Below are 19,202 nucleotides of genomic sequence, written 5' to 3' on the forward strand. Positions count from 1 at the left end.
CGCGCCATGCCCACGACGTCGGAAGAAAACGATCCCGAGGCGCTGCCCCACGCCACCTTCATCAGGTCCCGCCTGCCGGCCTGGCTGAAAAACGCCACCGCCGAACAATACGCCAGACTGCGTTCGGCCATGCAGGAAAACAATGCGTCCAGGCTCCTTGTCAGGAACATACTGAGCCCACTCAAAAGCCTGGAGATCTTTGCCGAGCCCATTCTGGAACTCGGCATAAGCCCCCTCTCCCGCGATCTCACCGACATGCAGGTCGCCACCCTGGCCAAACGCTGGAAAAAGGACAGCTTTCTGGGTATCCCCATCTACGACGCCAGTCCCGAACACTCGTTGCTGGAAGCCGCGCTTTACAACTTCGAGGAATGGGAAACCCACGACAACGCTTTCGGCAGCGGATCGGCCATCTACCCCTCGGGAAAAGCAGCAGGCCTGAAAAGCAGCCTCACTCCCAAGACGTTTGCCCGGTTCTGCCGCCATCTCGACCTCGGGTTGAAATACCACCATCACCTCAAGCAGATACTGGACCTGGACCGCCCAGCCGACGAGATCATCCTCTTCGATAACAAGCGCGAGCATTTTGTGCACCATGAGTGGAGCCGATTCAACGTTTCGTTATGGATGGCTTTCATGAAAAACGACATCTCCGACGCGTGTGCGGCCCGCTTGAAATACTTTCTGCTGCCCATCAGAAAAAGAACCGGGAAGCTCCCGCGCTATCAACAAGTCAAATGGCTCGGCCACACGTTACCCGGAGTCATTCATTTCGCTTCCGATCCGGACGACAACACCGGCCCCTGCGCCATCTACTGTCCTGGACACCCCGAGTCCGCGCTCAAGGAATATCCGTCCCTTGTCGAGTTTCAAGAGGATTACCTGGAACACATGCGCTCGGCGGATTTCCGGCAATGGATCAGCCGACTCATGCCGATTGACTATCAGGGCAGCCTGTTGACGGCAAAGATCAGCAAAGCCGCCAGTGGACGCTCGCCTGCCCAGTTGAGGCGTCTCATCAGTCTTTCAAGGATTGAAGGCGAGCTGTTCGAAGAGATTCATTGGCAGCGACTGCAACGCCTTGAAAGCGACGTCGGCAGACTGGCGCCCCCCAGCGCACAGGCCAATGCCACAACACGCGAACAATTGCTGGATGAATACCACACGGCGCGCCTGGACCTGCTGTTCGGCCTGAAGGACTTCATTCCCCGATTCCGCCAGACCCTGCTGACACCGCCAGGCAGCCAGCTCGCCGCCACTGTCTATCAGGACCTCTTTATCTGGAGCCCCAGGGAAGTGAACGCCGGATTGATCCATTTGCTGAATGTGGCCGAGACGGTGACAAACAGCCGGACAGCCACCGTGGTAGACGGGCTGCCCGAGTTGATCCGTGTCCGTTTTCAGGGCCGCACGCGCCTTTGGAAGCCCGACCTGACACCTTATCAATCAGCGATCAAGCCATCCGATGAGCATTGGCAGGCAAACTCACTGGGCTTGTACCCATGGGCGCAGGCTACCGTCCTGAAACTGGACCAGCAGTATTACAAGGTCGAGCACAATGAAGACACCGACCGCTGGCATATCGTGCTGATCGGTTATCCGGACGTTTACTCGCCCCCCCTGCGGCACAACGGCGTCGGCGCCTGGCGGACGATCCACGAGAAAGTCCCGACCTGGTCGAAACAGCAGTTGATCGCACGCCTGGGGCCACGCGCCGCCAGACTGTCCGAATCGCTTGCGAACGCTGCCCTGACGTTCAGCGGCACACACCTTTACACGCTGCGACAGATTCATCACTACAGCCGTCGGACACCACCCCTGCTGCTCGATAGCCTCAAGCGCCTGTGGATCCTCCAGGAAATCGAGCACTTCGATCTCGAGCGGGCCAAGGGCAACGTGGTCTCGGAATTGTCTCCCAGGATCCAGTTATATCTGCTGACCAGACTGCCCGGATGGCCCAGGGACAAAATGCTGGAGATCTTGCGCAGTGGTTCGCAGGTGACTGTCCAGTATGGCGCGGGTATGAGAATGGCTGGAACGCTGCTCAACGTGGTGCTCGAGGCGCTCGACCAGGAAGAAATCGACTCGTTGCTGGAGAACACTATTGCGCCTCTTGAGCAACTGAACCAATTGGCGCTGAAGCTGGTGGCCCAGGCGAAACTGAAAAGCCTGGCCCTGCTCGAACACCTGTATATCGAGACAGAACAACCCGACACAGCGCCGCAACGACAAATACGCCAAGTGCACGCCGAACTCCCCAAAAGTCATCTGGCCGACGTTATTTTCTCATTGGACATACAGGCACAAGGCGCGCCCGAAACAGAGCCGACGCTAAAAAGGGAGATTGAGCGAGCCCTGGAGCAGGTTCGCATCTCACGGGTGTTCGAAGGCCTTTATCCGGGCTGGCCACACACTCAGCAAAGTGATCGACTGGCTTTCTCACTGCTGGAAACCCTGGAAACCTGGCCGCAGGATATTCGTCTTGAACTGTGGGACCCAGACATCGACACCGCCCTGGAGGCCATCGGTGAGCACGACAGCCTGACCTACAGGCGCCTGAAGAAAACGGGCGCTTTCTACCAACTTCAAGACCAGCAGGGCAGTACGCTATCCGGTCTGCAGGACCTGTACACAAGTGCCTGGCTGGCGATGCCGAAACTGACGCAGCAAGCCCTGAACAGCACACTCGATATAAGCCTGGACGAAAAGCGCGCGGCGATGGACCTGAAACAGGCCGTCTTCAGGAACGCCTCGACATTACGCAGCCAGACGCCGGCCCTGCGCGTCCCGAACCATGCACCAGGGCAGCCAGAGCCAAACACCAGCACGCGGGTCCCGGAGAGCTTCGCCGTGCGCGGAACAACAGTGTCGGGCCTGGAGCTGCGCAACGGCGGCATTTACTGGAATCTCCACACCAAGCCCCTGGCCGCCCATGCTCACTTGCACTACATCCGCAACGGTGACCGCTACTATCCGGTCAGGCAGGCCCCCGAGGGCTGGCGACTGTTGAACGCCAAGACGCCCTACAGCTTTTATCAACCGTTACTGCAACGCAAGACTGACGGTGAGTGGGTCTTGCCTCAAGGCACTGAGCCCCCCGACCTCGCACCGGGAGGCAGCCTGTCGGTCCAGAAACACGGCGCTACGCCGTCCAGCCCGGGCGATGACAAGACCTTCACGGAAGCTGAACGACAGCGCATGCGCAGCCGAAAATCCTACCGATCCCATTTGAACTCCCCCCTCACCTACGACCGCGTCGACAACGGTCGCTATCCCTTGCGCGACCTGGACGGGTACCCCATGACCATTCTCGCCATTCACTACTCCAAGGCTGAAGGGAGCCGCCAGTCAAAGGCTCGCGCTCAACAAATCGTTCCTTATCTGCAATGGCAAGGCTATGAAAAGGTCGCACAACTCTACGAAGACAAGCTGGAAATAGCCCGATTCGAACACGACGACCTGCGCTCTGCGCAAGAAGAGCATCTGGTCGGGAGGTTTCTGGTTTCCGCCAGGCATTACCTACGCAGAGGTGAAATACTGGGGGTTTATGGCGGCATGCTGATTCCGCTGATCGTCAGCCACCATCGCCGGGACCCTTTCGCGACCGCGGTCCGGCAGGACTCCACGCATGACCTGATCCGCTTTCGCGACGACCGACCAGAACCGGCCGCACCCTGCCTGTCCGGCGATAACATCCTGTCGAGAATCAATACGCGCTACGAATACCGCAACGGGGTTCCCATTCGACAAGCCGCGACAGGCTACAACGTGGAGTCGGTCGCATTTGCGGTTGACGTCAAGGGCCGTGACGGGCGCATCGAAAAAAATCGCTACTTCATCACGGCCCTGTTCGCCAGCCAAGCCATCTTCGAGTTCGACGAATTACGCCTGAATCACGGTTACACCTGGGAACAGATTCGTACGCTGGAGATTTTACCGCGCAGCCATTAGCGCCAAAGGGACAACGCCCCCAAGTCCGGTCCTCGGCATAACGCCCTTACTCGTCGTCGTCGAAGTTGTAGCTACCCGGCGCCAGGTTCTCGAAGCGCGTGTACTTGCCGATAAAGGCCAGGCGGATAAAGCCGATCGGGCCGTTCCGCTGTTTGCCGATAATGATTTCGGCGATGCCCTTGTGTTCGGTCTCGGGGTGATAGACCTCATCGCGGTACACGAACATGATTACGTCGGCGTCCTGCTCGATCGCTCCGGATTCCCGCAAGTCGGAGTTCACCGGGCGCTTGTTCGGCCGCTGCTCCAGGGAACGGTTGAGCTGGGACAGGGCCACCACCGGGCAGTTGAATTCCTTGGCCAGGGCCTTGAGGGACCGGGAAATCTCGGAAATCTCGTTGGTCCGGTTGTCGCCGCTGGAGCCGGGGATCTGCATCAACTGCAGGTAGTCGATCATGATCAGGGCGATATCGCCGTGTTCACGCACCAGGCGACGGGTCCGCGCGCGCATTTCCGACGGGCTGATACCGGCCGTATCGTCGATGAACAGCTTGCGGTCGTTGAGCAGGTTGACCGCCGAGGTCAGCCGTGGCCAGTCGTCGTCTTCCAGGCGACCGGCACGGACCTTGGTCTGGTCGATCCGGCCGAGGGAGGACAGCATACGCATGATCAGCGATTCGCCTGGCATCTCCAGGGAGTACACCAGCACCGCCTTGTCGCTGCGCAGTACCGCGTTCTCCACCAGGTTCATGGCGAAGGTGGTCTTGCCCATGGACGGACGACCGGCGACGATGATCAGGTCGGACGGTTGCAGGCCGCTGGTCTTCTCGTCGAGGTCGGTGTAGCCGGTGGACAGGCCGGTGATGGCATTGTCGGTGTTGAACAGCGTATCGATCCGGTCGATGGCCTTGGTCAACAGGTCGTTGACGCTGACCGGACCGCCGGTCTTGGGCCGCGCTTCGGCGATCTGGAAAATCTGCCGCTCGGCCTCGTCGAGAATCTCCGCTGCGGTCCGACCTTGCGGGTTGAACGCGGTGTCGGCGATTTCGGTGCTGATGCCGATCAACTGGCGCAGGGTCGCCCGCTCGCGAACGATCGCGGCGTAGGCCTTGATGTTGGCCACCGACGGAATGTTTTTCGCCAGTTCCGTCAGGTAACCCAGGCCGCCGACCTGGGAGGTCTGCCCTTCCTTGTCCAACTGCTCGGCCAGGGTCACCACGTCGATCGGCATGTTCTGATCGGCCAGCTTGGCGATGGCGCGAAAGATCAGGCGGTGGTCATGTCGATAGAAGTCGCCGTCCGAGACTTGATCGAGCACGCGCTCCCAGGCGTTGTTGTCCAGCATCAGACCACCGAGCACGGCCTGTTCGGCCTCGATGGAATGGGGCGGCACTTTCAGCGCGGCGGTTTGCAGGTCGTATTGCTCGGGAGCGGAGATATCGTTCATGGCCACTTGGAATCAGGGGGTTTGCAAAAGGGCGTTGCCCAAAAAACAAAGGGCACGACCTGAATGAACAGAGTCGTGCCCGATGTTAACCGTCTGGCGCGCAAGTCGCCAGACGATTGGGTACTGCTTAAGCAGCCACCACGACAACGCGTACGGTTGCTTCGACTTCGGCGTGCAGGTGCACGGCCACGTCGAATTCACCCACGTTGCGGATGGTGCCGTTCGGCAGACGAACTTCGCTTTTTGCCACTTCAACGCCTGAGGCGGTCAGGGCATCAGCGATGTCGTGGGTGCCGATCGAACCGAACAGCTTGCCTTCGTCACCGGCGGTGGCAGTGATGGTCACTTCCAGCTCAGCCAGTTGGGCGGCACGCGATTCAGCCGAAGCTTTCTTGTCTGCTGCGGCTTTTTCCAGCTCGGCACGACGCTCTTCGAACGCAGCCAGGTTGGCAGCGGTCGCAGCGGTGGCTTTGCCGAATGGCAGCAGGTAGTTACGACCGTAACCGGCCTTAACGTTTACCTTATCGCCCAGGTTGCCCAGGTTGGCGATTTTTTCCAGAAGGATCAGTTGCATGTGGAAATCCTCTTAACTTTTAACCTTCACCGTTCGCGGAACCGTTATCGGCCTCTTTCGACGCCAGGCGTCCGCGAAAATCAATCAGGCTGTCGACAATGGCCAATACCATGAGCAACGGACCGAGCAAGTGCATGAATGGCACGAGCGTGACGTACATCCCCACCAGCCAGAAACTGGCCAGTTTCTTCTTCGCCACCAGCCCGTGAATCAGGGACAGGCCGGCGAAGACCAGCGGAACACTGCACAGCGGCAACAGAATCAATGCATGCAGGCCGATAAACGGCGCGACAAACATGATGGCCAGCAGCGACAGCGCCACCTTCTTGGGGATCCGGATTTCGCGAAACTCGCGTCCGAAACCACCGGGGTTGTACAACAACGCTTGCCAATAGCGCCCAAGAATCAGGCACATCACACTAAAGACCTGCAGCGAGATCGCCGTCGAGGTGATCAAGAGGGGCACGGCCAGTGACGCGAGGAACGCTCGCTGATCTACCGACAACTTCTGGTAGACCTCACCGAGAGCCAGCGGCACGACTTGTTCAAACGTCTGCGCCAACCCTTCGATGAAGGGACTGAAAATCGTCCCCAGACTCACCGCACATACCAACCCTACTGCCATGCTGACCAGCAGCACGCGGTTCCAGGAGTAGCCGGCGCGTAAAACCAGCGCCAGGCTGCAAGACCCGAGCAGCACCAGAAGGGCCGTGGGGTCTTTCTGGATGTTGAAGTGCCAGAACAGCAGCACCGACAACACACCCAGACCAATGACGCCAAGGGCGTCCGAACCACGCCGCAGGAGCACAAGGCACCCGGCGGCGGCACTCAACCAGAACAACAGCGGCAATGCCGCAGATCCGGCCACGACGAGCATGGCCTGCATACGTCCGCGCATGATGAAACCAGCTAAGGCGCGCATGCATTCAATCCTTTACTGCGTGTCGACTGCCCGGTCTCAGCGGCCGTGGCTGTCGGTGTAGGCCAGCAGGGCCAGGAAGCGGGCGCGCTTGATAGCGGTGGCCAGCTGACGCTGATAACGAGCTTTGGTACCGGTGATACGGCTTGGAACGATTTTGCCGGTTTCGGATACGTAGGCTTTCAGGGTGTTGAGATCTTTGTAATCGATCTCTTTCACGTCTTCAGCGGTGAAGCGGCAGAATTTACGACGACGGAAGAAACGTGCCATGTAATTGGCTCCTCAAAAGGTCCGTGGATTACTCGTCAGCGTTATCGCTGGCGTCGCTGTCATCACCCTCAACGCCATCGGCGTCGGAGTGCTCAGGACGGTCGCGACGCTCACGGCGCTCACTGCGGTTTTCTTCAGCCTTGAGCATCTCGGACTGGCCGGTAACGGCTTCGTCGCGACGGATGACCAGGTTACGGATCACAGCATCGTTGTAGCGGAAGTTGTCTTCCAGCTCGGCCAGGGCCTTGCCAGTGCATTCAACGTTCAGCATCACGTAGTGAGCCTTGTGAACATTGTTGATTGCATAGGCCAGTTGACGACGGCCCCAATCTTCCAGACGGTGGATTTTGCCGCCGTCTTCTTCGATCAGCTTGGTGTAACGCTCTACCATGCCGCCGACTTGTTCGCTTTGATCCGGGTGGACCAAAAAGATGATTTCGTAATGACGCATGAATGCTCCTTACGGGTTGTAGCCTGCCGCTCAAAAACGGTCAGACAAGGAGTGAATGACACTTGTGTGTCTTGCCTGGAGTAGGCACGGATGCGCCAGCCATCACGGCAAGGGGCGCAATTGTAGAGAAGGGGGGCGAGGGGCGCAAGACAATTGGTGATTATTTGAACAACCCATCGCAACAAGCACCGCCGCCTTGACCCTTGAATCACAACCGAGGTGAATGCGATCACTGTGGGAGCCGGCTTGCTGGCGATGCAGACGCCGCGGTGCTTCAGGAAGACCGCGTAATCGTTCATCGCCAGCAAGCCGGCTCCTGCAAGGGAGGTGCGGATCAGGCCTTTTTGGTGGCGGCCTTGACGCTGCGCTGGCGCAGCGCTTCGAACAGACACACGCCGGTGGCCACGGAGACGTTGAGGCTGCTGACGCTACCGGCCATCGGCAGGCGCACCAGGTAGTCGCAATGCTCGCGGGTCAGGCGACGCATGCCCTTGCCTTCGGCGCCCATGATCAGGATGGTCGGGCCGGTCAGGTCCTGCTGGTACAACTCCTGCTCTGCCTCGCCCGCCGTGCCGACAACCCACAGGCCGCGCTGCTGGAGTTTTTCCAGGGTCCGCGCCAGGTTGGTCACCGCCACCAGCGGAATCACTTCCGCCGCGCCACAAGCCACCTTGCGCACCGCCGGCGTCAGGGTCGCCGACTTGTCCTTGGGCACCACCACCGCCAACGCACCCGCCGCATCGGCGGTGCGCAGGCAAGCACCCAGGTTGTGCGGGTCGGTCACGCCGTCGAGCACCAGGATCAACGGTGCGCCTTCAGTGCGATCGAGCAGTTCGTCGAGCATTGCCTCACCCCAGACCTGGCTCGGACTCACGTCCGCCACCACGCCCTGGTGCACGCCTTCGACCCAGGCATCCATCTCGCGGCGTTCGGCCTGGCCGACCGACACGCGGTTTTCCGCGGCCAGCCCCAGCAACACCTGGACCCGCGGATCACTGCGGCCTTCGGCCAACCAGATCTGCTTGACGCGTTTCGGGTGATGACGCAACAACGCCTCTACGGCATGGACGCCGTAGATTTTTTCCAACTGACTCATGACTTGCCCTTGGGTTTACGCGCCCCGCCGCTTTTCGCGGGACCAGCGCCCGCTTTTGGCGGGCCTTTACGATGCTTGCTCGGTTTTTCCGACGACGTCCCGCGCGCGGGCTTTCCCTCGGTCTTGCCTTTACCGCCGTTCTTGGCTTCGGCCAACAACGCCTGCTTCAGTTCGCGACTGCGGCGCACTTCGGCGTTTTTCGCCGCTGCATCGCTGGGGCGATAAGCCTCGTCCGACTTCTTCGCCACCGCGCCACGACGCCCGGCCTTGGCCGGCTCCGGCGCTTTCGCGACAGGCGCGGGGGCAGGTGCGGTGGCTTCAGTGCCACGTTTCTTGCGACCGATCGGCGCGCTGAGGGTTTTCTCGGCCATTTCGAAGTCGATCTTGCGCTCGTCGAGATCGACGCGCATGACCTTCACTTCCACCGTGTCGCCGAGGCGGAAGCTGCGACCGGTGCGCTCGCCCGCCAGGCGGTGATGAACCGGATCGAAATGGTAGTAATCGCCCGGCAAGGCGGTGACATGCACCAGGCCTTCGACGTAGATATCGGTCAGCTCGACGAACAGGCCGAAACCGGTCACGGCAGTGACCACACCCGGGAACGACTCGCCCACGCGATCCTTCATGAACTCGCACTTGAGCCAGTTCACCACGTCACGGGTGGCTTCGTCGGCACGCCGCTCGCTCATCGAGCACTGTTCGCCCAACTGCTCCAGCGCCGCCTCGTCGTACGGATAGATCCGCGCCTTCGGAATGGTCATCGCGCCGGCACGACGCACGTGCGGGGTGTCCTGCTTGGAGTGGATGACACTGCGGATCGCGCGGTGCGTCAGCAGGTCCGGGTAACGACGGATCGGCGAAGTGAAGTGGGTGTAGGCCTCGTAATTCAGGCCGAAGTGGCCCTGGTTATCAGCGCTGTACACCGCCTGGCTCAACGAGCGCAGCATCACGGTCTGGATCAGGTGGAAATCCGGGCGGCTCTGGATACTGGCCAGCAACGCCTGGTAATCCTTCGGCGACGGACCGTCCTTGCCCTTGTGCAGGGACAGGCCCAGCTCACCGAGGAAGGCACGGAGTTTTTCCAGGCGTTCCGGCGGCGGACCGTCATGCACCCGGTACAAGGCCGGAATCTCGTGCTTCTTGAGGAACTCGGCGGTGGCCACGTTGGCCGCCAGCATGCATTCTTCGATCAGCTTGTGGGCATCGTTGCGGGTGGTCGGACGGATTTCCGCGATCTTGCGCTCGGAACCGAAGATGATCCGCGTTTCCTGGGTTTCGAAGTCGATGGCGCCACGGGTATGACGGGCCGCCAGCAACACCTTGTACAGGGCGTAGAGCTGCTTGAGGTCCGGAACCACTTCCGAATACTCGCCACGCAGCTTCTTCGCCTCGGTGGTCTTCGGCTGTTCCAGGATCGCGCTGACCTTGTTGTAGGTCAGGCGGGCATGGGAGTGGATCACCGCTTCGTAGAACACGTAGTCGGTCATCTGCCCGCTTTTGTTGATGGTCATCTCGCAGACCATCGCCAAACGGTCGACATGCGGGTTCAGCGAGCACAGGCCGTTGGACAGCTGCTCCGGCAGCATCGGCACCACGCGCTCGGGGAAGTACACCGAGTTGCCACGAACCTGGGCTTCAGTGTCCAGCGCAGAACCGATCTTCACATAGCTGGAAACGTCGGCAATCGCCACGTACAACTTCCAGCCGCCGGAGAACAGGCGCAGCTTGCCGGGCTTGGCTTCGCAGTAGACCGCATCGTCGAAGTCGCGGGCATCTTCGCCGTCGATGGTGACGAACGGCAGATGGCGCAGGTCGACGCGCTTCTCTTTGTCCTTGTCCTCGACTTCCGGCTTGAGCTTCGCCGCTTCCTTGAGCACGGCCTCGGGCCAGACGTGGGGAATGTCGTAGGTGCGCAGCGCGACATCGATCTCCATGCCGGGCGCCATGTAGTTGCCCACCACTTCGATCACATCGCCCTGGGGCTGGAAGCGCGGCGTCGGCCAGTGGGTGATCTTCACCTCGACGAACTGACCGACACGGGCGTCGGCGTTGCGGCCCGGGGTCACCAGCACTTCCTGCTGGATCTTCGGATTGTCCGCGACCACGAAGCCGATACCGCCCTCTTCGAAGTAACGCCCGACGATGCTCTCGTGAGCACGGGACACCACTTCGACGATCACGCCTTCACGGCGTCCGCGCCGATCCAGGCCGGACACCCGCGCCAGGGCACGGTCGCCATCGAACACCAGACGCATTTGCGCCGGGCTCATGAACAGGTCGTCACTGCCGTCGTCCGGGATCAGAAAACCGAAACCGTCGCGGTGGCCGGCGATGCGGCCGAGGATCAGGTCGAGCTTGTCCACCGGCGCGTAAGTGCCGCGGCGGGTGTAAATCAGTTGCGCATCGCGCTCCATGGCACGAAGGCGGCGGCGCAGAGCCTCGATCTGATCTTCAGTGGTCAGACCAAACTCATCCACCAGCTCCTCGCGACTGGCCGGCGATCCACGCTCGGACAGGTGCGCCAGGATAAGCTCGCGGCTAGGAATGGGGTTTTCGTATTTTTCCGCTTCACGAGCGGCCTCGGGATCGAGGGACTGCCAATCGGCCATTAGATAAATTTCACCTTGTCTATATGCGGGTTAGTTTGGCATACGCGTATTGAAACGGGAAATTTCAGGCACACAGGCGGCCTTAAAACCCATTTGTCCGCGTGAAAAATGCCGGCTGATGCACATTGAAGCGTTTTTTTTGGTTTTTTTCATGACAGGGGTTTACAGTTAAAAGGCGCCTCCGTATAGTGCGCGCCATCGACGACGGAGACGTTGACGATACTGCCCAGATGGTGAAATTGGTAGACACGCCAGCTTCAGGTGCTGGTGACCGCAAGGTCGTGGAAGTTCGAGTCTTCTTCTGGGCACCAATTCAAGTTTCAGAGTAACACTCTGGAATCTCACGAAAACCCGCGAAAGCGGGTTTTTGCGTTTCTGCCTCCTGCAAATCTTCCGGCTCCACCACCCGCCCCTGGCGGATACCGAGCCGCACCCGAGATTTAATTAAAAGCAAAAACAGGGGTTTACAGATCAAAAGGCTCTCCGTATAGTGCGACCCATCAACGGCGCGCAACGCTGCTGATGCTGCCCAGATGGTGAAATTGGTAGACACGCCAGCTTCAGGTGCTGGTGACCGCAAGGTCGTGGAAGTTCGAGTCTTCTTCTGGGCACCAATTCAAGTTTCAGAGTATCACTCTGAAATCTCACAAAAACCCGCGAAAGCGGGTTTTTGCGTTTCTGGGGTTCAATCATTTCAACTCACTCTTACCCCTACTCTCAGCGGCATTGATGGCGCGGCTAAGGCCAGGAGCATGCCTGAAAGTACTTTGGCGCTCTTGAGGCCCTCTTCGCGGGCAAGCTCCGCTCCCACAGTGTCCGCGCCTGGCCGTAGATTGGCGGCGCGGCACAAATCCCGTGGGAGCGGAGCTTGCCCGCGAAGAGGCCAGCACTGACACCCCGCATCAGGCCCGGAACTGCCCCAGGCTCGCCTTGAGCTGCCCCGCCAGGCTGTCGAGCACCTTGCCGCTGGCCGTGGTCTCCACCACCGCCTGCGCCGCGCGCTCGGCCTGGGCATGGATCACCTCGACCCGCCCACGCACCGCATGCGCGCCTTCGGCCTGATGGGCCGCCGCCTTGGTCGCCAGGCCAATCGCCGCATGCACCTGCTCCACCGAAGACTGCACGCTCTGCTGCAACTTCACACTGCTGCGCAACACCGCCAAACCTTCACTGGCCTGACGCCCCGCCTGCCCAATAGCCGCCACCGCCTCCCGCGCGCCCTGCTGCAAAGCACCGATATGCGCCTGGATATCGCCGGTGGAGCTTTGCGTCTTGCTCGCCAACGCTCGCACCTCATCCGCCACCACGGCAAACCCGCGACCGGTTTCACCCGCCCGCGCCGCCTCGATGGCCGCGTTCAGAGCCAAAAGATTGGTCTGCTCGGCAATCCCGTGAATCACCGTCAGCACCACTTCAATCTGCTCACTCTGCTGCGCCAGCCGCTCGATTACCTTGGAACCGGTATCCACCTGTCCAGCCAGGGCCTCGATCAGATTGCCGACCTGATTCGAAGTCCGGGTGTTTTCATCGGTCGCCTGGCGAATATCCACCACCTGCTTCAACGCCGCCTGCATCGCATGGCTTTCGGTCTGCGCGTCATCGGCCATCTTCGACAATTCGCGCAAGCTCTGCGCCACTTCGTCACGCTGCAAATTCGCGGCGGCATCGGCACCAGCGTTGCGCAAAGTCATCTGGCCGATTTCCACGCCGGTACGCTGGGCCACATCACCCGCTTCCCGCACGATAGGCTGCAGCTTTTCGACAAAACGGTTCACCGCCGAAGCCATATCACCGATTTCATCATTGCTGTTGAGCTGGACGCGCTTGGTCAGATCACCCTCCCCGGCTGCCAGGTCATTCAAAGCTGCAATCAGCAGATGCAGCTTGTTGACCACCCGCCGCCCGAGCACCACCGCCAGTAACAGCAGCACGCCGAGACCGACCAGGGCCAGACCCATGCCGATCCGCCAACGCAGGGTCTGCGCCGCATCCTGCACGGTTGCAGTGGTATTGGCCTGCATTTGCGAAGCGGTGGCCTGAGCCGATTGCAAGCGCGCCTGCATGGCCTTGGAACTGTCCGCCGACGCCCCTTGCAGGCTATCGCCCACCAGCTTGTCGCTGCTGGCGATCAAGGCCGTGAAACGCTGGTCCAACGCCTTCAGCTCGGTCTCGACCGAGGCTGTGGAAACCCCCATCCGCACCTTGCCGATCTCCACACCGTTAGGGCTGATCGACGCTTCGACGTAGTAGACCGATGGATCGTTCTTCGCCGCACTGAGCACCTTGTCCAGCGCCCGCTCACCCTCACCCTTGGCCAAAAGAGCCTGGTTGATCGGGTTTTCACGGTTCAGGTAGCGGGTCAGGTGTTCGCCAGCCGCATCGTCATAGACCACGAACAGAACATTCGGATTGCGCTGGGCGCGACGGGCGAATTCGGAAAGGGTCGGTACATCGTTATCCCACATGGCTCGCGGGGCCACGGAAGCCAATAGCTGCGCCATGTCGTTGGCCGAATCCTGCAGATCCTTCTCCAACGCCGTACGCAACTGGGCCTGCTCATCCTTCAGTCGCGAGGACAAGCCGCTGTTCAGACGCTGGCGCGTATTGACCGAAAGGCTGTCGAGACTCGACGTCACCTCTTTGCCCGCCTGCTCCAGCTCCCCGGACAGCTTCTGGCTGTCGATACCCAGGCGAGCGCCCAGATCAGCCTCCAGCGCAGTGACCGTGCTTCGGGTCAGAGCGACCGCCACCAGCACCTGCACCAAAAGAGCGATACCCAGAGTAACGAACACAGGCCGCAATAGACGGCTTTGTAACAGTGAGAGAATGGCCGACACTGGAGATTCCTCGACTTTGGCGCCATTAATTTGATAGCACCCTTTTTAGAGGATAATCCCAGCAAGGCCCGTGCCGAACAACAGGCAGAAACGACAAAGACCCCCAAAAGGGGGTCTTTGTGATCTACATCAACGGCTTATCAGGCGAACGGGTGACGCAGAACGATGGTTTCGTTGCGATCCGGACCCGTCGAAATAATGTCGATCGGTGCACCGACCAATTCTTCGACGCGCTTGATGTAAGCACGAGCGGCCGCCGGCAGCTCTTCCAGGGTCTTGGCCCCCAGGGTCGACTCGGTCCAGCCCGGCATTTCTTCGTACACCGGTTCCAGGCCGATATAGCTGTCGGCATCGGTCGGCGCGTCGATGACCGCACCGTTTTCGTTCTTGTAACCCACGCAGATATTGATGGTTTCAAGACCGTCGAGCACGTCCAGCTTGGTCAGGCACAGGCCCGAGATGCTGTTGACGTCGATGGCGCGACGCAGGATCACGGCATCGAACCAGCCGCAACGGCGGGCACGACCGGTGGTTGCACCGAATTCGTGGCCACGCTTGGCCAGGAAGGCACCGACGTCATCGAACAGCTCAGTCGGGAACGGACCCGAACCGACACGGGTGGTGTAGGCCTTGGTGATGCCCAGGATGTAATCCAGGTACATCGGACCCACGCCCGAACCGGTGGCGATGCCGCCGGCGGTGGTGTTGGAGCTGGTGACGTACGGGTAGGTACCGTGGTCGATGTCCAGCAACGAACCCTGGGCGCCTTCGAACATGATGTCCTTGCCTGCACGACGCAGGTTGTGCAGCTCGGCGGTGACGTCAAGCATCATCGGCTTGAGCATCTCGGCGTATTCCATGCACTCATCGAGCGTCTTCTGGAAGTCGATGGCCGGCTCTTTGTAGTAATTGACCAGCACGAAGTTGTGGTAGTCGAGCAACTCGCCCAGCTTCGCGGCAAAACGCTCGCGGTGGAACAGGTCGCCGATACGCAGGCCGCGACGCGCGACCTTGTCTTCGTACGCCGGGCCGATACCACGACCGGTGGTACCGATCTTCAGCTCGCCACGGGCTTTTTCGCGCGCCTGGTCCAGGGCGACGTGATAGGACAGGATCAGCGGGCAGGATGGGCTGATACGCAGGCGCTCGCGCACCGGTACGCCTTTCTCTTCCAGCTTGGTGATTTCCCGCAGCAGGGCGTCCGGTGCAACCACCACGCCGTTGCCGATCAGGCACTGGACGCCTTCACGCAGTACACCCGACGGGATCAGGTGCAGGACGGTTTTCTCACCGTCGATCACCAGGGTGTGGCCAGCGTTGTGGCCACCTTGATAGCGCACCACGGCGGCAGCATGTTCGGTCAGCAGATCAACGATCTTGCCTTTGCCCTCATCACCCCACTGGGTGCCCAGGACTACGACATTCTTACCCATAACACTTGTCCTCATTCGCGCAAACTTGGTGCCGGCAGCCGCCGGCGGGAAAACTCAAGAAGCCAGCGGCAATACTTGCCAAAGCCCGTTCTGCTGAATCAATTGCCGGTCGCAGTCCGCTTCGCGGGCGGCGGCCGATGGTTGTCCGGGCAAGGCCTGGACCACACGCTGACCCTCGCCGCGCAACTGGCAGACCAACTGCCAGAGTGCCGCATCCGTGCTGTCAGGCATCCAGATACCGCCAGACGGTAGCTCGATTTCGGCACGCCCCAGGGTCACCAGGGTTTTCAAATCGGTGGAAAAGCCTGTCGCCGGACGTGCACGGCCGAAGTCCGCGCCGATATCGTCGTAGCGACCGCCCTGGGCGATGGCCTGGCCGACACCCGGAACGAACACCGCGAACACCACACCGGTGTGGTAGTGGTAACCGCGCAACTCGCCCAGGTCGAAATACAACGGCAATTGCGGGAAGCGCGTGGACAGCCGCTCGGCAATCGCCAGCAGGTCATCCAGCGCCGCAGCGACCTGCGCCGGGGCACCCGCCAGGCGCTCACGGGCCGCCACCAGCACTTCGCGGCCGCCACACAGATCCACCAGCGCCCGCAGCATCGCGGCCAGATCGGCCGGCAAACCTTCGGTCAGCTGGATCACTTCATCGATCGCCTTGCGTTGCAGGGCATCGAACAACTGTTGTTCCACTTCACCGGACAAACCGGCGGCGCGAGCCAGGCCACGGTAGATACCGACGTGACCGAGGTCCATGTGTACATCCGGCACATCGGCCAGTTGCAGCATCGCCAGCATCAGGCTGATGACTTCGACGTCGCTGCTCGGGCTGGCATCGCCGTACAACTCGGCGCCCAACTGGATCGGGCTGCGCGAGGACGACAGGGCCCGCGGCTGTGCATGCAGCACACTGCCGGCGTAGCACAGGCGGCTCGGGCCTTCGCGACGCAGGGTGTGGGCGTCGATACGCGCCACCTGCGGCGTGATGTCCGCGCGAAACCCCATCTGCCGACCCGACTGCGGGTCGATCACCTTGAAGGTGCGCAGGTCCAGGTCCTGGCCGGCGCCGGTCAACAAGGATTCCAGATACTCGATATGCGGGGTGACAACGAACTCATAGCCCCAGCTCTGGAACAGGTCCAACACCTGACGCCGCGCCACTTCGATGCGCGCCGCTTCAGGCGGCAGTACTTCTTCGATGCCATCTGGCAGAAGCCAGCGATCTACCGTTGCCATTAACGCCTTTCCCCTATGATCTGGGCAGCAAGCCCACAGGCGAGCCTTGAGTGAAGCAGAAAATGGTTAACACGCGCGCAAGAACGACGCGACGAACAGCCTGAAATCGGCTTCGCCTACCACTTTCCTCGAAAAACCTGTCGGGTCGATCAACCCGCCGTCCGCCAATCAAACATACAGACGCAAAAAAGCCGGGAATTTCCCGGCTGCCGCATCATACACCCGTTTTCCGAAAGGATCACCCCGCCCGGCATTTTAGCTGCCGGGCGGAGGGGGGACACGATACGTCTTGGATCAGGGCTTGGCTTTTTCCAGATAACGGAAAAAGTCGCTGCTCGGGTCCAGCACCAGCACGTCGCTCTTGTCCGCAAAGCTTTCACGGTAGGCGCGCAGGCTACGGTAGAACGCGTAGAACTCCTGGTCCTGGCCGTAGGCCTTGGAATAGATTGCGGCGGCCTGGGCATCACCATCACCGCGGGCTTCTTCCGACTGGCGATAGGCTTCGGCCAACAATACACGGCGCTGGCGATCGGCGTCGGCACGAATGCCTTCGGCCAGTTCGTTACCCTTGGCGCGGTGCTCACGAGCCTCGCGCTCACGCTCGGTGCTCATGCGTTCGAAGACGCTGCGGTTGACTTCCTTCGGCAGGTCGATGGCCTTGACCCGGACGTCGACCACTTCGATACCCAACTCCTTGGCGGCCATGGCGTTCAGCGAGGCGGTGATGTCAGCCATCAGCGCATCACGTTCACCGGAGACCACTTCGTGCAGGGTGCGTTTACCGAACTGGTCACGCAGGCCCGACTCCAGACGCCGGGACAGACGCTCGTCGGCGATCTGCTTCAGACCGGAAGTCGCGGTATAGAAACGCTCGGCGTCCTTGACCCGCCACTTGGCGTAGGCATCGACCATCACGGCTTTCTTTTCCAGGGTCAGGAAGCGCTGCGTCGGAGCATCCAGGGTCATCAGGCGGGCGTCGAACTTGCGCACCTGGTTGACGTAGGGCAGCTTCACATGCAGGCCTGGCTGGACATCGGCCTCGACCACACGGCCGAATTGCAGCAGGACGGCCCGCTCGGTCTGCAACACAATGTAGAAGCAGTTCCAGGCAGCCACTGCCACGATGACCCCGAGGATCAGGGCGATCAGTGATTTATTGCTCATCAGCGGCTCTCCCGGGTGCGAGTGGGTTGCGGCTCGGTGATATGCGGCGTGACATCAGTGTTGCCACTGGCCATCGACCCCACCACCTTGGCCGGCGTACCGGCGCCGGAACCGCTCTGGATCATCTTGTCCAGCGGCAGGTAAAGCAGGTTGCTCTGGCCGTTCTTGTTACCGGTCACGAGCACCTTGCTGGTATTGCTGAAGACTTCCTGCATGGTGTCCAGGTACAGGCGTTCACGGGTGACTTCCGGCGCCTTGCGGTACTCGGCCACCAGCTTGGTGAAGCGGTCGGCCTCACCCTTGGCGCGGGACACCACTTCGTCGCGATAACCGTTGGCATCCTCGAGGATACGCTGGGCCTGGCCACGGGCTTCCGGGACCACGCCATTGGCATAACCTTCGGCCTGGTTGCGCGAACGCTGTTCGTCTTCGCGAGCGCGGATCACGTCGTCGAAGGCTTCCTGGACTTCACGGGGCGCGGCGGCGCTCTGGACGTTCACCTGGGTCACGGTGATACCGGTACGGTAGGTGTCGAGGAAGCGTTGCAGACGCTCCTTGATCTCGCCGGCCATCTGCACGCGCCCTTCGGTCAGCACCTGGTCCATCGCGGTGGAACCCACCACGTGGCGCAGGGCACTGTCGGTGGCCTGTTGCAGACTGATTTCCGGCTGGTCGACGTTCAACACGAAGTCCTGCAGGTTGCTGATCTTGTACTGCACGGTCAGCGGCACTTCGACGATGTTCTCGTCTTCGGTCAGCATCTGGCCCTGCTTGGTGTACGCCCGCTCACGGGTGACGTTCTCCAGGAACTTCTTGTCGATCGGCGGGAAATAGATGTTCAGGCCCGGCCCTACGGTTTCGTAGTACTTGCCGAAGCGCAGCACGACAGCCTGCTCCTGCTCATCGACGACATAGACCGCGCTGTACAGCCACATGGCCGCGAGCACGACGAGGCCAATGCCCAGCAGGCCGAAACCGCCGCCCTTGCCACCGCCCGAACCGCCATCGTCACCGCGTTTCTTACCGCCACCGAACAACCCGTTCAGGCTCTCCTGCAGCTTGCGGAAGGCTTCGTCGAGATCCGGCGGCCCCTTGCGGTCGCCGTTGTTACGGCGCTTGCCACCCCAAGGATCCTGATTGTTCGAGTTGCCACCCGGCTCATTCCAAGCCATAGCGCTCTCCATCTGATAAAGCAAAGACGCGCCCGCGGCG

At 60.9% G+C, this 19,202-nt stretch carries 14 protein-coding genes and 2 tRNA genes; 3 read left to right on the plus strand and 13 right to left on the minus strand.

What is annotated here, in order from left to right:
* Positions 1 to 6 precede the first annotated feature (6 nt).
* A complete protein-coding gene (locus tag M5C01_RS06325) occupies positions 7 to 3,951 on the plus strand; it encodes a DUF6543 domain-containing protein (protein ID WP_152737683.1) in 3,945 nt (1,314 codons plus the stop codon).
* Positions 3,952 to 3,997: 46 nt separating this feature from the next.
* Here the strand turns inward: M5C01_RS06325 and dnaB are convergent, their stop codons facing one another.
* The 7 genes from dnaB to rnr all read right to left on the minus strand — a co-directional run bounded on the left by dnaB (position 3,998) and on the right by rnr (position 11,314).
* Positions 3,998 to 5,395, minus strand: coding sequence for a replicative DNA helicase (gene dnaB, locus M5C01_RS06330; RefSeq protein WP_103495657.1), 1,398 nt, complete (start codon positions 5,393 to 5,395; stop codon positions 3,998 to 4,000).
* A gap of 127 nt (positions 5,396 to 5,522) precedes the next feature.
* Positions 5,523 to 5,969, minus strand: a complete 447-nt coding sequence (gene rplI, locus M5C01_RS06335) for a 50S ribosomal protein L9 (RefSeq protein WP_017125059.1) — start codon at positions 5,967 to 5,969, stop codon at positions 5,523 to 5,525.
* A 19-nt stretch (positions 5,970 to 5,988) separates the two neighbouring features.
* The gene (locus M5C01_RS06340) at positions 5,989 to 6,891 is read right to left on the minus strand and encodes a hypothetical protein (RefSeq protein ID WP_103495656.1); all 903 of its coding nucleotides are present in this window, start codon (positions 6,889 to 6,891) and stop codon (positions 5,989 to 5,991) included.
* Between the two features lie 36 nt (positions 6,892 to 6,927).
* Positions 6,928 to 7,158, minus strand: coding sequence for a 30S ribosomal protein S18 (gene rpsR, locus M5C01_RS06345; RefSeq protein WP_002551829.1), 231 nt, complete (start codon positions 7,156 to 7,158; stop codon positions 6,928 to 6,930).
* Between the two features lie 28 nt (positions 7,159 to 7,186).
* On the minus strand, positions 7,187 to 7,609 hold the full coding sequence (gene rpsF / locus M5C01_RS06350; RefSeq protein WP_040063859.1) for a 30S ribosomal protein S6: 423 nt from the start codon (positions 7,607 to 7,609) through the stop codon (positions 7,187 to 7,189).
* Positions 7,610 to 7,943: 334 nt separating this feature from the next.
* A complete protein-coding gene (rlmB, locus tag M5C01_RS06355) occupies positions 7,944 to 8,705 on the minus strand; it encodes a 23S rRNA (guanosine(2251)-2'-O)-methyltransferase RlmB (protein WP_100939697.1) in 762 nt (253 codons plus the stop codon).
* Complete coding sequence (gene rnr / locus M5C01_RS06360; protein ID WP_103495654.1) at positions 8,702 to 11,314, minus strand: ribonuclease R; 2,613 nt, start codon at positions 11,312 to 11,314, stop codon at positions 8,702 to 8,704. The genes rlmB and rnr overlap by 4 nt, the downstream gene beginning before the upstream one ends.
* A 224-nt stretch (positions 11,315 to 11,538) precedes the next feature.
* On the opposite strand from rnr, the gene M5C01_RS06365 reads away from it, so the two are divergent.
* Positions 11,539 to 11,625 (plus strand) — tRNA-Leu (locus tag M5C01_RS06365).
* A 2-nt stretch (positions 11,626 to 11,627) separates the two neighbouring features.
* Here the strand turns inward: M5C01_RS06365 and M5C01_RS06370 are convergent.
* The gene (locus tag M5C01_RS06370; protein ID WP_152737684.1) at positions 11,628 to 11,867 is read right to left on the minus strand and encodes a hypothetical protein; all 240 of its coding nucleotides are present in this window, start codon (positions 11,865 to 11,867) and stop codon (positions 11,628 to 11,630) included.
* On the opposite strand from M5C01_RS06370, the gene M5C01_RS06375 reads away from it, so the two are divergent.
* Positions 11,842 to 11,928, plus strand: a tRNA-Leu gene (locus tag M5C01_RS06375). The two genes, M5C01_RS06370 and M5C01_RS06375, sit on opposite strands and share 26 nt — an antisense overlap.
* Positions 11,929 to 12,216: 288 nt before the next feature.
* Here M5C01_RS06375 and M5C01_RS06380 read toward each other — a convergent pair.
* The 5 genes from M5C01_RS06380 to hflK all read right to left on the minus strand — a co-directional run bounded on the left by M5C01_RS06380 (position 12,217) and on the right by hflK (position 19,162).
* The gene (locus M5C01_RS06380) at positions 12,217 to 14,151 is read right to left on the minus strand and encodes a methyl-accepting chemotaxis protein (protein WP_178129784.1); all 1,935 of its coding nucleotides are present in this window, start codon (positions 14,149 to 14,151) and stop codon (positions 12,217 to 12,219) included.
* Between the two features lie 140 nt (positions 14,152 to 14,291).
* The gene (locus M5C01_RS06385) at positions 14,292 to 15,584 is read right to left on the minus strand and encodes an adenylosuccinate synthase (RefSeq protein ID WP_103498401.1); all 1,293 of its coding nucleotides are present in this window, start codon (positions 15,582 to 15,584) and stop codon (positions 14,292 to 14,294) included.
* A 54-nt stretch (positions 15,585 to 15,638) separates the two neighbouring features.
* The gene (locus tag M5C01_RS06390) at positions 15,639 to 16,826 is read right to left on the minus strand and encodes an ATP phosphoribosyltransferase regulatory subunit (protein ID WP_103498402.1); all 1,188 of its coding nucleotides are present in this window, start codon (positions 16,824 to 16,826) and stop codon (positions 15,639 to 15,641) included.
* Positions 16,827 to 17,120: 294 nt separating this feature from the next.
* On the minus strand, positions 17,121 to 17,990 hold the full coding sequence (gene hflC, locus M5C01_RS06395; protein ID WP_152737685.1) for a protease modulator HflC: 870 nt from the start codon (positions 17,988 to 17,990) through the stop codon (positions 17,121 to 17,123).
* Complete coding sequence (hflK, locus tag M5C01_RS06400) at positions 17,990 to 19,162, minus strand: FtsH protease activity modulator HflK (protein WP_152737686.1); 1,173 nt, start codon at positions 19,160 to 19,162, stop codon at positions 17,990 to 17,992. Before hflK ends, hflC begins: the two co-directional genes overlap by 1 nt.
* Positions 19,163 to 19,202: the final 40 nt, after the last annotated feature.

Source organism: Pseudomonas sp. MWU12-2319 (genome assembly GCF_023242525.1).
Lineage (GTDB): Bacteria > Pseudomonadota > Gammaproteobacteria > Pseudomonadales > Pseudomonadaceae > Aquipseudomonas > Aquipseudomonas gingeri_D.

Coding starts and splice junctions, on each gene's coding strand:
- M5C01_RS06325 (WP_152737683.1), top strand. CDS start 7: ATGCCCACGACGTCGGAAGAAAACGATCCCGAGGCGCTGCCCCACGCC.
- rlmB (WP_100939697.1), bottom strand. CDS start 8,705: ATGAGTCAGTTGGAAAAAATCTACGGCGTCCATGCCGTAGAGGCGTTG.
- M5C01_RS06340 (WP_103495656.1), bottom strand. CDS start 6,891: ATGCGCGCCTTAGCTGGTTTCATCATGCGCGGACGTATGCAGGCCATG.
- rpsF (WP_040063859.1), bottom strand. CDS start 7,609: ATGCGTCATTACGAAATCATCTTTTTGGTCCACCCGGATCAAAGCGAA.
- M5C01_RS06390 (WP_103498402.1), bottom strand. CDS start 16,826: ATGGCAACGGTAGATCGCTGGCTTCTGCCAGATGGCATCGAAGAAGTA.
- rnr (WP_103495654.1), bottom strand. CDS start 11,314: ATGGCCGATTGGCAGTCCCTCGATCCCGAGGCCGCTCGTGAAGCGGAA.
- rpsR (WP_002551829.1), bottom strand. CDS start 7,158: ATGGCACGTTTCTTCCGTCGTCGTAAATTCTGCCGCTTCACCGCTGAA.
- hflC (WP_152737685.1), bottom strand. CDS start 17,990: ATGAGCAATAAATCACTGATCGCCCTGATCCTCGGGGTCATCGTGGCA.
- hflK (WP_152737686.1), bottom strand. CDS start 19,162: ATGGCTTGGAATGAGCCGGGTGGCAACTCGAACAATCAGGATCCTTGG.
- rplI (WP_017125059.1), bottom strand. CDS start 5,969: ATGCAACTGATCCTTCTGGAAAAAATCGCCAACCTGGGCAACCTGGGC.
- dnaB (WP_103495657.1), bottom strand. CDS start 5,395: ATGAACGATATCTCCGCTCCCGAGCAATACGACCTGCAAACCGCCGCG.
- M5C01_RS06385 (WP_103498401.1), bottom strand. CDS start 15,584: ATGGGTAAGAATGTCGTAGTCCTGGGCACCCAGTGGGGTGATGAGGGC.